17 protein-coding genes are annotated in these 13,352 nt (G+C 40.9%); 3 read left to right on the top strand and 14 right to left on the bottom strand.

The genetic code is table 11. The features are described 5' to 3' along the window. Window positions 1-130: 130 nt before the first annotated feature. The 6 genes from ACFQZ9_RS22575 to safA all read right to left on the bottom strand — a co-directional run bounded on the left by ACFQZ9_RS22575 (window position 131) and on the right by safA (window position 4,414). A complete protein-coding gene (locus ACFQZ9_RS22575) occupies window positions 131-763 on the bottom strand; it encodes a response regulator transcription factor (protein WP_327837985.1) in 633 nt (210 codons plus the stop codon). Further along, the gene (locus ACFQZ9_RS22570; RefSeq protein WP_498945521.1) at window positions 756-1,808 is read right to left on the bottom strand and encodes a sensor histidine kinase; all 1,053 of its coding nucleotides are present in this window, start codon (window positions 1,806-1,808) and stop codon (window positions 756-758) included. The genes ACFQZ9_RS22575 and ACFQZ9_RS22570 overlap by 8 nt, the downstream gene beginning before the upstream one ends. Beyond that, the gene (gene liaF, locus ACFQZ9_RS22565; RefSeq protein WP_498945518.1) at window positions 1,805-2,539 is read right to left on the bottom strand and encodes a cell wall-active antibiotics response protein LiaF; all 735 of its coding nucleotides are present in this window, start codon (window positions 2,537-2,539) and stop codon (window positions 1,805-1,807) included. The genes ACFQZ9_RS22570 and liaF overlap by 4 nt, the downstream gene beginning before the upstream one ends. A 102-nt stretch (window positions 2,540-2,641) precedes the next feature. Further along, window positions 2,642-3,289, bottom strand: coding sequence for a PspA/IM30 family protein (locus ACFQZ9_RS22560; protein WP_498945517.1), 648 nt, complete (start codon window positions 3,287-3,289; stop codon window positions 2,642-2,644). Between the two features lie 21 nt (window positions 3,290-3,310). Further along, complete coding sequence (locus tag ACFQZ9_RS22555) at window positions 3,311-3,661, bottom strand: lmo0954 family membrane protein (RefSeq protein ID WP_498945516.1); 351 nt, start codon at window positions 3,659-3,661, stop codon at window positions 3,311-3,313. Window positions 3,662-3,799: 138 nt separating this feature from the next. Continuing rightward, window positions 3,800-4,414 carry a SafA/ExsA family spore coat assembly protein gene (gene safA, locus ACFQZ9_RS22550; protein WP_133336251.1) on the bottom strand — a complete coding sequence of 205 codons (615 nt, stop codon included), beginning with the start codon at window positions 4,412-4,414 and terminating at the stop codon, window positions 3,800-3,802. A 92-nt stretch (window positions 4,415-4,506) separates the two neighbouring features. On the opposite strand from safA, the gene ACFQZ9_RS22545 reads away from it, so the two are divergent. Both ACFQZ9_RS22545 and ACFQZ9_RS22540 read left to right on the top strand, forming a co-directional pair. Continuing rightward, complete coding sequence (locus ACFQZ9_RS22545) at window positions 4,507-4,881, top strand: DUF1360 domain-containing protein (protein ID WP_498945515.1); 375 nt, start codon at window positions 4,507-4,509, stop codon at window positions 4,879-4,881. 73 nt (window positions 4,882-4,954) lie between these two features. Beyond that, the gene (locus tag ACFQZ9_RS22540) at window positions 4,955-5,116 is read left to right on the top strand and encodes a hypothetical protein (protein WP_498945514.1); all 162 of its coding nucleotides are present in this window, start codon (window positions 4,955-4,957) and stop codon (window positions 5,114-5,116) included. Window positions 5,117-5,167: 51 nt separating this feature from the next. On the opposite strand, the gene ACFQZ9_RS22535 is transcribed toward ACFQZ9_RS22540, so the two are convergent. Then, entirely contained in the window at window positions 5,168-6,307 is a 1,140-nt protein-coding gene (locus tag ACFQZ9_RS22535; protein ID WP_498945513.1) for a trans-sulfuration enzyme family protein, read from the bottom strand. 237 nt (window positions 6,308-6,544) lie between these two features. Between ACFQZ9_RS22535 and ACFQZ9_RS22530 the strand changes: the two genes are divergently transcribed. Continuing rightward, window positions 6,545-8,086: an FAD-dependent oxidoreductase gene (locus ACFQZ9_RS22530; RefSeq protein ID WP_498945512.1), complete on the top strand. Its 1,542-nt coding sequence runs from the start codon at window positions 6,545-6,547 to the stop codon at window positions 8,084-8,086. 174 nt (window positions 8,087-8,260) lie between these two features. On the opposite strand, the gene ypzF is transcribed toward ACFQZ9_RS22530, so the two are convergent. The 7 genes from ypzF to ACFQZ9_RS22495 form a co-directional block, all read right to left on the bottom strand. Further along, window positions 8,261-8,395, bottom strand: a complete 135-nt coding sequence (gene ypzF / locus ACFQZ9_RS22525; protein ID WP_498945511.1) for a protein YpzF — start codon at window positions 8,393-8,395, stop codon at window positions 8,261-8,263. Between the two features lie 57 nt (window positions 8,396-8,452). Further along, on the bottom strand, window positions 8,453-9,916 hold the full coding sequence (locus tag ACFQZ9_RS22520; RefSeq protein WP_498945510.1) for an amidase: 1,464 nt from the start codon (window positions 9,914-9,916) through the stop codon (window positions 8,453-8,455). Window positions 9,917-10,001: 85 nt separating this feature from the next. Further along, window positions 10,002-11,138: a DEAD/DEAH box helicase gene (locus ACFQZ9_RS22515; protein WP_498945508.1), complete on the bottom strand. Its 1,137-nt coding sequence runs from the start codon at window positions 11,136-11,138 to the stop codon at window positions 10,002-10,004. Window positions 11,139-11,219: 81 nt separating this feature from the next. After that, a complete protein-coding gene (locus ACFQZ9_RS22510; RefSeq protein ID WP_498945506.1) occupies window positions 11,220-11,519 on the bottom strand; it encodes a DUF5658 family protein in 300 nt (99 codons plus the stop codon). A gap of 193 nt (window positions 11,520-11,712) precedes the next feature. Further along, complete coding sequence (locus tag ACFQZ9_RS22505) at window positions 11,713-12,552, bottom strand: MBL fold metallo-hydrolase (protein WP_498945504.1); 840 nt, start codon at window positions 12,550-12,552, stop codon at window positions 11,713-11,715. A gap of 60 nt (window positions 12,553-12,612) precedes the next feature. After that, complete coding sequence (locus ACFQZ9_RS22500; RefSeq protein WP_498945502.1) at window positions 12,613-12,822, bottom strand: cation transporter; 210 nt, start codon at window positions 12,820-12,822, stop codon at window positions 12,613-12,615. A gap of 2 nt (window positions 12,823-12,824) precedes the next feature. Then, window positions 12,825-13,289 carry a flavodoxin gene (locus ACFQZ9_RS22495; RefSeq protein WP_498945500.1) on the bottom strand — a complete coding sequence of 155 codons (465 nt, stop codon included), beginning with the start codon at window positions 13,287-13,289 and terminating at the stop codon, window positions 12,825-12,827. Window positions 13,290-13,352 lie beyond the last annotated feature (63 nt).

The raw sequence follows: 13,352 nt of genomic DNA, 5'->3' as shown, positions 1-13,352 counted from the left end.
TTTAATAATGATAATCATTTTCACTTATTTTTATTTTAACAGTTATTGAGAATAATTATCAATAGTTTTTTATTAAAAACAAAAAAGACCTTCCAAAAATCACTTGGAAAGTCTAACTAAAATTTTTTCGTCATTTCGTTAACGAATGCTTAAACGCATAAATAACTGCTTGGGTGCGGTCCTGAACACGTAACTTGCTTAGGATATTACTAACATGAGTTTTCACCGTTTTTAAGGCAATAAATAATTCATCCGCAATATCCTGATTAGTTTTCCCTTCGGCCATTAACAGCAGAATCTCGAGCTCGCGGCTTGTCAGTTCTTCATGAGGTAAATGCTGATTTTTCTGGCGCATTTTGACCATCATTTTTCCAGTTACTTCAGGCTCAAGGACCGATTGACCATGATATGTAGCTCGAACAGCATCCGCAATTTCACTTGCCTTAGAGGTCTTCAGCATATAGCTGGTTGCCCCTGCCTCCAGTGCAGGATAAACCTTTTCATCATCTAAAAAGCTTGTGACAATAATAACCTTTGCTTCCGGCCATTGCTCGATAATCTGTCTGGTTGCTTCAATTCCGTCCATTTCCTTCATAACCAGATCCATTAAAATGATATCGGGCCGAAGTTCCAGTGCAAGCTCTACTCCTCTTTTGCCATTGTCCGCTTCCCCAACCACATCTATATCAGGCTGTGCTGATAAATATGCAGAAACACCGATTCTTACCATTTCATGGTCATCTACAAATAATACTCTAATCACTTGTACCATCCCCATTCTTCATCACTGGAACCTTCACTTCCAGGCGGGTCCCTTTATTTTTCATACTAATCACCTTTAATGTCCCACCCACTTCAAGGGCGCGTTCATGCATATTCTGCATCCCATAAGATCCTGCTTTTGTTTCGTCATCTACCTCAAAACCAATCCCATCATCGACCACCCTCATAATAACAAGGTCATCCCGCTTGATGAGCAGTACGTCAAGTTTCCCGGCTTTTGCATGGCGAAGTGTGTTGGATACAGACTCTTGTAAAATCCGAAATAAATGGTCCTCCACTCCTTTATCAAGCGGAAAGGATTCAACCTTCCATTTAATATCCATCGTTACCTTCATGGATAATTCAAGTAATAGTTCTTCAATCCCTTCTTGCAAGGATTTGTTCTTTAAGGCAACAGGTCGTAAATGAAGCAGAAGTGCCCTCATTTCTAATTGGGACTGATGAATCATTTCCTCAACCATTTTCAGCTGCTTCGCTTCTCGGTCATCTTCAGAAAACTGTTTCGTTTCATTTATCGCAGACATCATCATCGAAGCGGCAAATAACTGCTGACTGACAGAATCATGCAATTCCCTTGCTAGACGATTTCGTTCCTGCTCGATAATCTCCTGTATCCTTGATTCCTGGTCCTCCACCTTTTCAGTTGCCAACCGCTGCGACAGCTTAGCCTGCTCTGACATTTGTTTGCCGATTTTCTCAATTCTGCTTGCAATCGTTTGTACTTCTGTAATTGAAGGTTTTATTTTAATCTCTGCCTGCAGTCCTTCTTCTAGTTGATGTAGAGAATGATCAACAGATAAAAGCTGTCTCCTCCAGAAAAATCCTGAGACGGCACCAATCAGGACTCCTAAAGCAATACTAAAAACCGGTATAAAAATTACAATCGGAATATCCATAAAGTGCCGATCCCATAGCTCCGACCAGTTAGATAGCGGGAAAACATTAATGAACACGGCCGAAACAATAATGGCAGTCAAAAAGGAAAAGCAAACACTCCAGATAATTTGACGTTGTGCTGTACTCATATCCGGCTCACCTCTAAATTCCCAACCACAAGCGAGGTAAAGATTTTTACCTTTTGCTCAGCCGTTTCATAGCCTGGTGTTTTTAAATGAATTACCTGGTTAAATACTTTTGGCTCGTGGTGATCAAAAATATGGGTGGAACCCGCCATACAAGAATGGTGGATGCTTACTTCGATTTCATAAGGAACAAGGATTTGCATGTTTCCGATTATATTCCGGATAAAAATAACGGTTTCCCCTTTTGGAAGCATGGTATAACTAAGATCAATCACTGTATCCCCTATACCCGTCTGGATATTAATATCCTCCCACTCATACACAGCTTGAGGGGTTTTTTGCTGCCCCAAAAAGATATTTTCAAAGAGCGGTTTACTCTTGTACATTGTTTCTTCCAACGGGTCCTGCTTGTGCTCGGCGACGTCTAATTGGATTTTCTTTGGATTTTTTTTCGAGGTCATAAATTGAATAAAAAAGTGCAGTAAAAACGCTAATAATAAAAATTTGAAGGTCATCATATTGATGATGCTAATAATAAAGAAAAAAACACCGGCAATGAAAAGCACTCTTCCACGCTTTTTCCCAGCCTTTTTGCGGCCTAAATACATCAATCCACAGGAGAAAATAAGAGAGAAAATAAGCCCTCTATTAAAAAATAAAATCTCAAGCCCGAGGACGAGGGCACCAATCATTGCCAGCCAGCCAATATAATCATTTTTCGTATTTTTAAACATTGGCTCACCCTCCCCTTTTAATAATCATGGCGTAATACGAAATTAAACAATATGGTCAAAAGGCGTAGAGATCCTACGCCCTTTTAGAATACCATGATTTGGTTATAATGTGGACTTGCTTTCTTCAACTTTCATTTCGCTTTCCAATTTGGCAATTCTTGCATCGATGGTACTGCGGTAAAATGAATGGTTCACCTGTTGTTCTAAACGATCTAAATAGTTTTCAATTTCCTTAAATCGGGGAAAGGCTTTTTCGGAGTTTGGATTAGAATCTAAGACCAGGTTCATCCGGTGGTTTGCCCGTGTCATATTTTCCCGGCCCATTAATTCCATCCGGCGGATTTTCATATCTTTTAACTTATGGTTCATTTCCTGATATTTTCTCTCTAATTCTTCAAGCTGCCCTTTGATTTGCTCAAGAGACTGACTTAACCGCCCAGCACGTTCCGCATATTGTTGATGTTCAGCTGCAGCAAATTGATAAAGTTCCATTTCACCTGCTTGGGAAGCAATTTCAGACTGGCGCTTTCTCTTTTCAGCAAGCTCCACCGCTTGAACATACTCCTTGGTAAATTCCTCTTTAAGGGTGTATTGGCGTTCCAAAAGCTTGCGAACTTTTTCTGTTTCCTGCTCGCATTGGCGAAGATATTCATTAAGCAGGCCAATTGGGTTTTTCTTCTCTTTTTGATCTAATGCCTCATGTAAATCAGCGGTAATCGTGTTTTTAATTCTTGTAAATAAGTTTGTCATTTTACATCTCTCCTCTTGGGTTTAATAATTTTTTAAATCGTTCCATTGGTTTTCAAAATTGGCAAACGGATCATTGGAGTCCTTTTTCATTTTTGTCTGTTTGTTCTCGTTCCATTTTTTATATACAAGATAGAGTACATAGGCAGCGCCGACACCGATAATCGCCGGTGCATTATGAATGGATGCCACTAGGACGATGAATCCTAAGATACCAAGGCCGATTTTGGCACCTGTTGACTCGCTCTTTAAAAACTGTTTGAAAATGAAATATAGGATCACCAGACTGAGAAGTAAACCAATCATTGGACCGATGGTTGAGAGCAGGATGACGGCTGCAATCCCTCCTGCTACTAGTAAACCGAATTTTTTCATTTCGTTTTCCTCCTTTCGTTATCTTGATATCATCTTACCTTTTTTCTTTTATTTCCATAATTGCGCCAGAGCTTGATTTTCATCTCGGTCCTAAGACGTAGAAAGGGTCAGCCCCATTGAAGGACTGACCCTATAAAGTCACTTAGATATAAACTGCTGTACCCAATAATACCGCATGGACCCGCCTTTTGCGTAGCCTACCCCAATCCGGGTGGTACTGGTACTTAGTATATTGGCCCGATGCCCCGGACTATTCATCCAAGCATTAACCACTTCTTGTGGAGTCGTTTGTCCGGCCGCAATATTCTCTGCCGCAGCGCGATAGGAAATCCCAAAGTTCTTGATCATCGTAAATGGATCCCCGTAGGTTGGACTTGTATGGGAGAAGTAATTCTTATCTCTCATATCCATTGCCTTATAACGTGCAACCCTTGAAAGTTCCCAATCAGGTGTGAACGGTTTTAATCCATTTTTCGCCCTCTCTTGGTTCGTTAATTGAATCACCTGATTTTCAATACTTTTGGTGGCACCCAAATCAGGAATCGTCACCTTTTGACCTGGGTAAATTAAAGCTGGGTTTTTAAACTGCGGGTTCGCTGAAATAATCTCCGATAAACCAACCTGGAACCGGACGGCAATTTTCCAAAGCGAGTCACCCGGCTGTACCGTATAAATTTGCTGGGCAAATGAAACGCTTGGGATGCAGAATATTGATAGGAAAAACAGAATACTAAACCAAAATGATTTTTTCACTTTTTCGCCTCCTCCGAATATATATTTTTAATTTAAGGCTCAAAATATACAGGGACTCATAAATAATTCGTTTTGCTCTGGAGGCTAAAAATGTGAGAGACATTTCATGGATTACCTACATCATGTTAATTTTGGCAAGCTATCGTTTAACCCATTTAATTGTTTTTGATAAAATAACCGAGTTTATCCGCAAACCCTTTATGAAAAAAGTTGAAGTAGAAACAGAAGAAGGGACAAAAATTAAGGAAGTACCAGCATCGATGTTTGGGTATCTATTGAAATGTTACTGGTGTGCCGGGGTTTGGAGTGCCATCCTGCTTGGAGGTGCCTATTTACTTTTTCCAAAAGTAACCTTTGTGTTTATTTTCATTTTTTCAATTGCAGGCGGCCAGTCGATTATTGAAACGTTTGTAGGAGTGAATATTAAAAAGGTTGATTATTATGGAGGACATGAGAAGAAAGAATAAGACATTATCACTATAAATACAATGGAAAAAATGTTCCCCCCAAGGCATATAGTGTAAAAAGGGGGGATTTTTCATGGCTTTATGGTGGGCTACAGCAATTGGCTTTATCATTTGTCTTGGATTTATTTTTGGATCATTTATCCTTGCTATGCGAAGAGCACTGGACACTGAAGACTCAAGTCGGATTGACCCCATTCCAACAAAACCTGAAGATACGCATCAGTCTCCATCTTAATGAATCAATAAAAAAATCACCCTGGACACGATTTCAGGGTGATTCGCACTATTATAGTGATTTCTCAACTGCCTGCTCAAATTGAGCAATAATATCCTCGGCGTGTTCAATTCCGACTGAAATTCGGACGACCTCTTTTGTAATTCCTAAGGCTTCCGCAACCTCCTGCGGTAATTCCCGGTGCGATGTCATTAATGGGTGGGAAACGGTCGTTTCAACCCCGGCAAGTGTTGGAGCAATTTTGATCCAAGATAATGAACGGAAAAATTGCTTAATATCTACCTTCTTTGAAAGCTGAATGGTAACCATCGCACCGTAGCCTTCAGCATCCTTATCAAATGGGTAATAAACTCTTTCAATAAAATTATTCTGAGAAAGAGCTTCCGCTAATTTTCTTGCATTGGAAGATTGTGCTCTCATCCGTAATGCAAGTGTTTTTAAACCGCGGACAGTCAACCATGCTTCAAATGGGCTGACATTTGTCCCGAGATTGACCACCTTTGTTTTCGCCTGTGCAACTAAATCCTCTCTGCCGGTCAAAACGCCAGAGATGACATCACTGTGTCCGCCAATATATTTAGTCGCGCTATGGACAACTAAATCAACGCCCATTAAATATGGACGGCAATGATAAGGGGTTGCGAACGTATTGTCCACCAACGTAATCAGCCCATGCTTTTTAGCAATTTGTACAACCCCTTCTATATCCTCTACGCGCAATAATGGATTCGAAATCGATTCCGTATATAAAAGTTTTGTGTTTTCTTTAATAGCGTTTTCCACTTGAGTTTGGTCAGTAAATGAAACAAAGTTTGTCTCAATACCAAAATCATTTAGCTCTTTCTCAAGCATATGATAGCTCCCGCCATAAAGATCATCGGCCGCGACAATATGATCGCCATTTTTCACCACTGCCAGAATTCCTGCAAGAATGGCTGCTAATCCGGAAGATGCTGCAACACCAGCTGGTGCTCCTTCAAGCCTTGCAACGGCTTCCCCTAATTCATCTGTGTTTGGATTGCCTGTACGCGAATAAAGGTAGCTGCCATTGCCTTGATAAAATCCTTCAAGGTCGTCAAGGTCCTTAAACGTAAAAGCAGATGTTTGATAAATAGGGGTTGCTTTACTCGAAATCTTTTTTTCCCGTTTCTTTTCCTCGTGTAAAATTACTGTTTCAAAATGTTTTCCCATACCTTTCACCCTCTTTTATTATGTATTTTCCTTATTCATTTTTAGGGCGAAAACTGCTCAGCTCTCACTTTTTGCGGTTAAGGCTCCAGAATTTATTGAATATTCTTATATAAAAATATCAATCCAAATAACCCTCGTCAATCTAAATAATCAAAAAATTATCCGATGACAATAGATTATTTTTATCATTTTAGGAAAAATTAACATAAGCAAATTTTTGTAACTGGAGGATGGAATATGAGCTCATCTGAAACAACCAATAAGTTTCCGAAAACATATTGGCGTGAAATAGAATTACCGACTTTTGAAGCATTAAAGGAAGATCTATCAGTTGATGTAGCGATTATTGGTGCCGGGATTACCGGGATTACCGCAGCCTATTTGCTGTCTAAAGAAGGAGCAAAGGTGGCACTGCTTGAGGCAGGCGGAGTGTTGAATGGAACTACCGGGCATACGACGGCAAAGGTTACCGCCCAGCATGGCATATTATATGATGAATTAATCAATCATTTTGGCGAGGAAAATGCCAAACTCTACTTTGAATCCCATTCAAATGCGATTCAGTTTGTTGAAAAAATGGTAAACGAAAAAGGAATTGACTGCGATTTTAGCAAGCAGGATGCCTACATATATGCCACAACTGAGCAATATAAAAAACAGCTTGAAACAGAAATGTCTGCCTACGAGCGATTAGGAATCGATGGTGCCTTAAAGGATACGATTCCCTTTAAGATTCAAACAACCGGTGCACTCATGATGCGAAATCAAGCGCAATTTCATCCGCTTAAATTTTTAAAGTCACTATTGGATGAGGCTGTTAGTGCGGGTTGTCAAGTGTTTGAGAATACAACAGCCATTGATTTGGAAGAGGAGGAAACTTCTCATCCAAAGGTTGTGACCAAGGAAGGGCATATCGTTACATGTAAAAAAGTAGTGATTGCTTCCCATTTTCCTTTTTATGATAAACCTGGCCTTTATTTTGCGAGGATGTATGCTTCACGATCATATGCGATTGGGGTTAAATTGACGGAGGACTATCCGGGAGGCATGTATATCAGTGCCGATAGCCCGCCCCGTTCGATTCGCTATACGCCTTTTAATGGGGAAAATTTGTTGATCATAGGCGGAGAAAATCATAAAACAGGCCAAGGAATTGACACACTTGCACATTATCGTGCCCTTGAGGATTTTGCCAAGGAAGTATTTGGTCTCTCTGAATATACCTATCGCTGGTCCGCGCAGGATTTAATCACTCTGGACCGAGTCCCTTATATCGGTCAAATTACTGAAAATAAGGAAAATGTATTAGTGGCAACGGGTTATAAAAAATGGGGGATGACCACTGGGATTTTTGCCGGTCATTTGCTGACGGATTATGTTCTTGAACGGGACAACCCATATAAAGAACTTTATTCCCCATCACGGTTCCAAGCCGATCCAGATTTAAAGCAGGTGGTATCGACCAATGCTGATGTGGCAAAACATCTTTTAAAAGGCAAACTGGAATTTGTACCAAAGGACCCGGGAGATTTACGTCCAGGCGAAGGGTCTGTAGTGATGCATAAGGGGAAAAGAGCAGGTGCTTATAAAGATGAAAATGGCAAACTCTATATTGTGAATACCACTTGCACCCATATTGGCTGTGAAACGGAGTGGAATCACGCGGAAAAAAGCTGGGATTGCCCATGCCACGGCTCGCGGTTCTCTTATTCGGGTGATGTGATTGAAGGTCCGGCGTTAAAACCGTTGAAAAATGTCGGGGATGAGTATTATTCCTAATGGGTAGATATGCTTTGAGAATGGTTATCAACACTTTTTAGGTGAATATCAACACTTTTTCAATAGATATCAACACTATTTGGCAGGATATCGACACTTTTTCACCCGATATCAACAATTTTAAAAAATCATCAACTTAAAACGCCTCCTTTGAACAAAAGGAGGCGCTCTTGATTATTTACTATTCGGACGGTTCTGTTTTAAATCTTCACCTGTTGTAAATTCAACAAGTTCCGAACTGGTCTTCATCGGTTTTTTACGATTATTATTTCGTTGGGCATTCGCATTACCAAGCTTCGTTCTTCCCACACATACCATCTCCTTTTTCAAGAAAGTCAATGATAGTATGAGTGAAATGAGGCAAACTTATTCTAACACGGGCGGCTTGCGGACGGGCAGTAATTGTTCAAAACCATAGGCTGCTTCAATAAGAAGCGGCTCATGATAAGCTGTTCCCGCAAAGGTAATTCCTACTGGTTCCCCATCAACCGTGTAGCCTGCCGGGACGGCAATGGTCGGATAGCCGGCTTTGGCACTAATATGTGACCCCTCTTCCCCAGGAAAAACAATCACATCCAATTGATAGGTTTCCAGAGCAAAATCAATTCCTTTTACGGTTGCATGATAGTGATCAAATTCTAATGCTTTGAAGTAGGCCTCTTCCGTCAACGAACCGCTCGTTTCTTCTGACTCAAGCAAGACAGCTTGACCGTATTTAAGCATCGTATCCTCATTGTTCAGATTAAACTCAATCAAATCCTCCAACGTACGGAAAGGTACTGATGGATGAAGTCCATTCAAATAAGCAATTAAATCCGGTTTAAATTCATAAGTCAGGACATCGTACTTCCACTTGGATTTTGCAGATGGGATCTCAATAGACTCAATCACCTCGGCACCAGAGGATTTTAAAATATCAAGGGCAGCAAGAATCACTTCCCTCTGATCATCAAGAATCGGGTCAATAAAGCCTTCCCACGCAATGCCAATTCTTTTTCCTTTAAGGCCATCCCTCACAAGGTGCTTCGTAAAGTCGTAATTTTCAAAAGGATTTGTCCTAGTAATTGGATCTTCTTCATCTCTTCCGGTTAATGCATTTAGCAGAATGGCGGCATCTTCAACTGTACGAGCCATTGACCCCGCGGTATCCTGCGTGTGGGCAATCGGGATAATTCCCCTGCGGCTAATAAGCCCTACCGTTGGTTTGATTCCAACGATTGAATTATGACAAGACGGATTAAGGATTGAACCAGATGTTTCGGTGCCGACTGCTGCCGCGGCAAGATTGGCTGCAATCGCCGAACCCGAACCGGAACTTGAACCGCCCACATCAAATTTGCCAGGACCATATGGATTTAATACCTGACCTCCACGCGAACTGTAACCATTTTTCATTCCGAGCGCCATGAAATTGGCCCATTCCGTCATATTTGTTTTACCGAGAATCACCGCTCCAGCGTTGCGCAGCTGCTCCACAACATAGGAATCCCTTAAGGCAATCGAATCCTTTAAGGCTAAGGACCCGGCACTTGTGTGCATTTTGTCCTTCGTATCAATATTATCCTTGATTAAAATGGGAATTCCGTGCAATGAGCTGCGCGGACCGGCTTCTTTCCGTTCAACATCAAGTGCGGCTGCAATCTGCAGCGCATCCGGGTTCACTTCCAGGACCGAATTAATGACAGGATTAATTGTTGAAATTCTATGTAAATACATCAAAATCAGTTCTTTGGAAGTCAGTTCTCCGCTTGTTAATTTTTCCTGCATTTCCTTGATCGTTGCTTCTTCAATCCATTCATCATGTAATTTTTTCAACTTCGGATTTTCCATATTGAATCCCCCTCTTTCCCTTAACTATTCTTGAAAAAATAATAAAAATCCTTCCATTAAAAAACAGTGGGGATTTCCCCACTGTTTAGCGTCGCACTTTTTCTTCCGGTTCAGCAATTTGCCCTTTATAAAAAATACGTTTATGGACTGATACTTTTAACTCACGGCAAAATCCTTTCAGTTCCCGTTCTTCTCTTTCCGTAACGAGCGAGATGACAGTGCCGTTTGCTCCCATGCGACCGGTTCTTCCGGATCGATGTACATATTGTTCAATGTTCCTTGGAAAATCGATATGGACAACATGAGTAACGCCCTGGATGTCGAGACCTCTTGCCGCTACGTCTGTCGCAATCAGCATCGCCATTTTTCCATCGCGGAAAGCCTTTAATGTCGCTTGGCGTTCTAATTTCTTCATATCACTATGTAAAATACCGACTGATAGCTCTTTAAAATGTAATTTTTCTTTAAGCACTTGAATTTCGCCAATGTCATTGATGAATGACAAGGCTTTAATTCCTTCTAAGCGAGCAATTTTTTCAAGAAGTTTGATTTTGTCGCGCGGTTCAGCAAGGAAGTAAATGTGTTCAACTTCTCCCGAGGATGCTGCTTCATCCTTCTTAATTCGCAAAACCTCTGGCTCTTTGGTTAAATCAGCTGCAAGCTTTTCTGTCCCGGCTTTCATGGTTGCCGAAAATAAAACCACTTGTCGGTCTGCCATCGTGGATTTGACTATGTTTTGAACGGTCCCATGATGTTCAGGAATCAGCAATTGATCTCCTTCATCCAAAACAACCAATTTAACTTCATGCATTTTTATCTTTTTCTGTTTTATTAATTCGTATAATCGGCCAGGTGTGGCAAAAATAATATGCGGACGCTTTTTTAATTTTTCCAGCTGCCGTTTTACGTTTGCCCCGCCAATAATAGAGGCACCGCGAATTCCGCTGCCTTCTGACCATTTTTGAAACTCTTGATAAACCTGCATTACGAGCTCCTGCGAGGAGGCAAGCACTACAGCCTGCAACGAAGACGAGCTGGAGTCAACTTTATTTAAAAGTGGCAGCAAGTAGGCAAGCGTCTTGCCTGTACCTGTTGGTGACTCGGCGATGAGATCTTTTCCTGCTAAGACGAGCGGGATGGCTTCGGTTTGGATGGCAGTCGGCAATAAGAAGTCTGATTTCTGCCATGCTTCCTGTAAGAAAGGCTTTAGTGTGTTTAGCATAGGGTACTCCTTTTTTCTTTACGTTCTTCTTATTATATTCGTCTTTGATACTAACTTATTCAATGGGCAGTGTCTAGCTAATTAGCCGGTAGTATTTAAATAAAGGAGAATCCACACTAGATGATAAGCAAGGACGGAAAAATAGAGGATGCCGGCAGCTGTAAGCAGTGTTCTGATTCTTCCTTTAAGCGGGCGGAGGTAAAACAAACCGATTAAGACAAGAGGCAGAATAATTTTAATCATATAAAAATATACCCAGCCCAATTCGATCACCTGTTTCATAATCGGATTTCCCTCTTTGATAATTCCATACTCAATTCCAAGGTTCGTCAAGACCGCATCTAATAAGCCAGCAAAAAGCAAGAATACACAAATCTTCATCCTTTCCTCCTCAACAGAAATAAATTGTTCTCAATAAAGAATGTATTAATAGTTCAATTCTTTCTATCTAGAGATAATTCCTGCAGAGAAAAAGCGCTATTATTGTCGATGTTGAAGAACGTTAAAAGATAATAAAAGGGCTGCTGAAACAGCAGTCCAAAAAAACAAGATTTTTCACAATAAAAAATTGATTCTAATTTACGTAACGGCTATGGTTTGGCATAGCGATTTTTCTAAAGTTTTCAACCAGATGACGAAGACTTTTCGTTAATTCATTTCCGGTCATTGGCAGTCCATGACCGGTTACAGCTGTCCTGGGGTTAAATGCTTCTAACTTTTTCACTGACTCAAAGGCAGCATTCCAGTCCGTTGTATAGTATCTCGGCGGGCCGCTGATTTCCTGTGTTTGGGTCATGACCTTATAGAGCGATTCTTGCTTCACAGTAACAAATGCATCTCCTGCAATGAGAGCACGGTCGTCTTCGCGAAAAAGCGAAATATGGCCCGGTGTGTGTCCAGGTGTATAAATCCACTTCCAGCCAGGCATATTGGGAATCGATTGATCTTCTGGGAGTACTTGTACCTGGCCGCTTATATTAATCCCATGGTTCGGAAACATCGGAGACATTTTTGCTACAAGACCGCTGTCGACGCTGGGGTCTCCTGGAGGATAGTCCTTCTCTCCTATTAAATAAGGAATCTCTAGCTCATGTGCATAAACAGGCACTTTCCAATCCTCCAGCAACTCTACCAATGAACCGACATGATCAAAATGGCCATGAGTTAAAATGATGGCTCTCGGGCTGGCATTTTCGCCAAAATGTTCTCCTATCATCGCTTTAATTTCATCGGCTGATTTTGGCATTCCCGCGTCAATCAGTACAAATTCGTCCGCGGTTCCTACTAATCCGAGATTGACAATTTTATTCGTATAACAATAGACATCAGGTAAAACAGCAATGCCAACGCCGCTTCCCACTGATGTCATTGGTAAAAAAGTATCCTCAAATTTACTATCCTGATTATGCTCCAAACAAATTCCTCCCTTTTTTTTCATAGTATTTAACGGGGAGGAAATATTATTACAGTGCTTTCAGTCGAATATTCTTAATGCCAATTTATGAATACTGCTTTGAATTTCATCTTGATGAATAATGGCTTCATTGTACATGACTTTAATCGTTCCGCTGCCGGGGATAATTGTCACTTTTTCAATGCCATCGTATTTTTTTATCTTTTTTTTGATCTTTCCAATACAACCTGTGCAAGCCACATCATTTAATGCAAATTGGATGGTACTCATGTTCATAAAACACCCCTTAGATCAAAATGATTTTTCACAAAATCCTCGCCAAACTGAATACATTGCTCTATTTCTGAATCCGTCGGTGCCAAATCAATTTTCAAACCATCGAGAACTACTTCAGCCCCTAATTCCACTAATTTATCGGATAAAATATCGACCGCTCTGCCCCTGTGCTCGTAACAAGAATCACAGGACCCAAATGCCGCAGCATACTTACCGGTTAAATCCAATCCATCCATTTCTTCGTAAAAGTCGAGGAACTCATCCGCAAGATCCCCGTCTCCCCATGTATAGGAGCCTAAAAGAATTCCATTATAGTTTTCCAGGTCTGTAACATCGGCTTCTATTATATCTTTTATCTCAACGGTTCCACCCGCCTGAAGAATTCCCTCTCCAATATACCGGGCTAACTCCTCTGTGTTTCCTGTCATACTTGCATAAACAATTAAACAAGCAGCATTCATAAGAAATCACCTCTTGTTTTTCTTTCATTTTACTTCGACTGAAGGTTAATAACCTTGACCTGC

This window comes from Neobacillus sp. GCM10027624, from assembly GCF_042675345.1.
Classification (GTDB): Bacteria; Bacillota; Bacilli; order Bacillales; family Cytobacillaceae; genus Neobacillus; species Neobacillus cucumis_D.
This window is presented reverse-complemented; position numbering and strand designations above follow the sequence as displayed.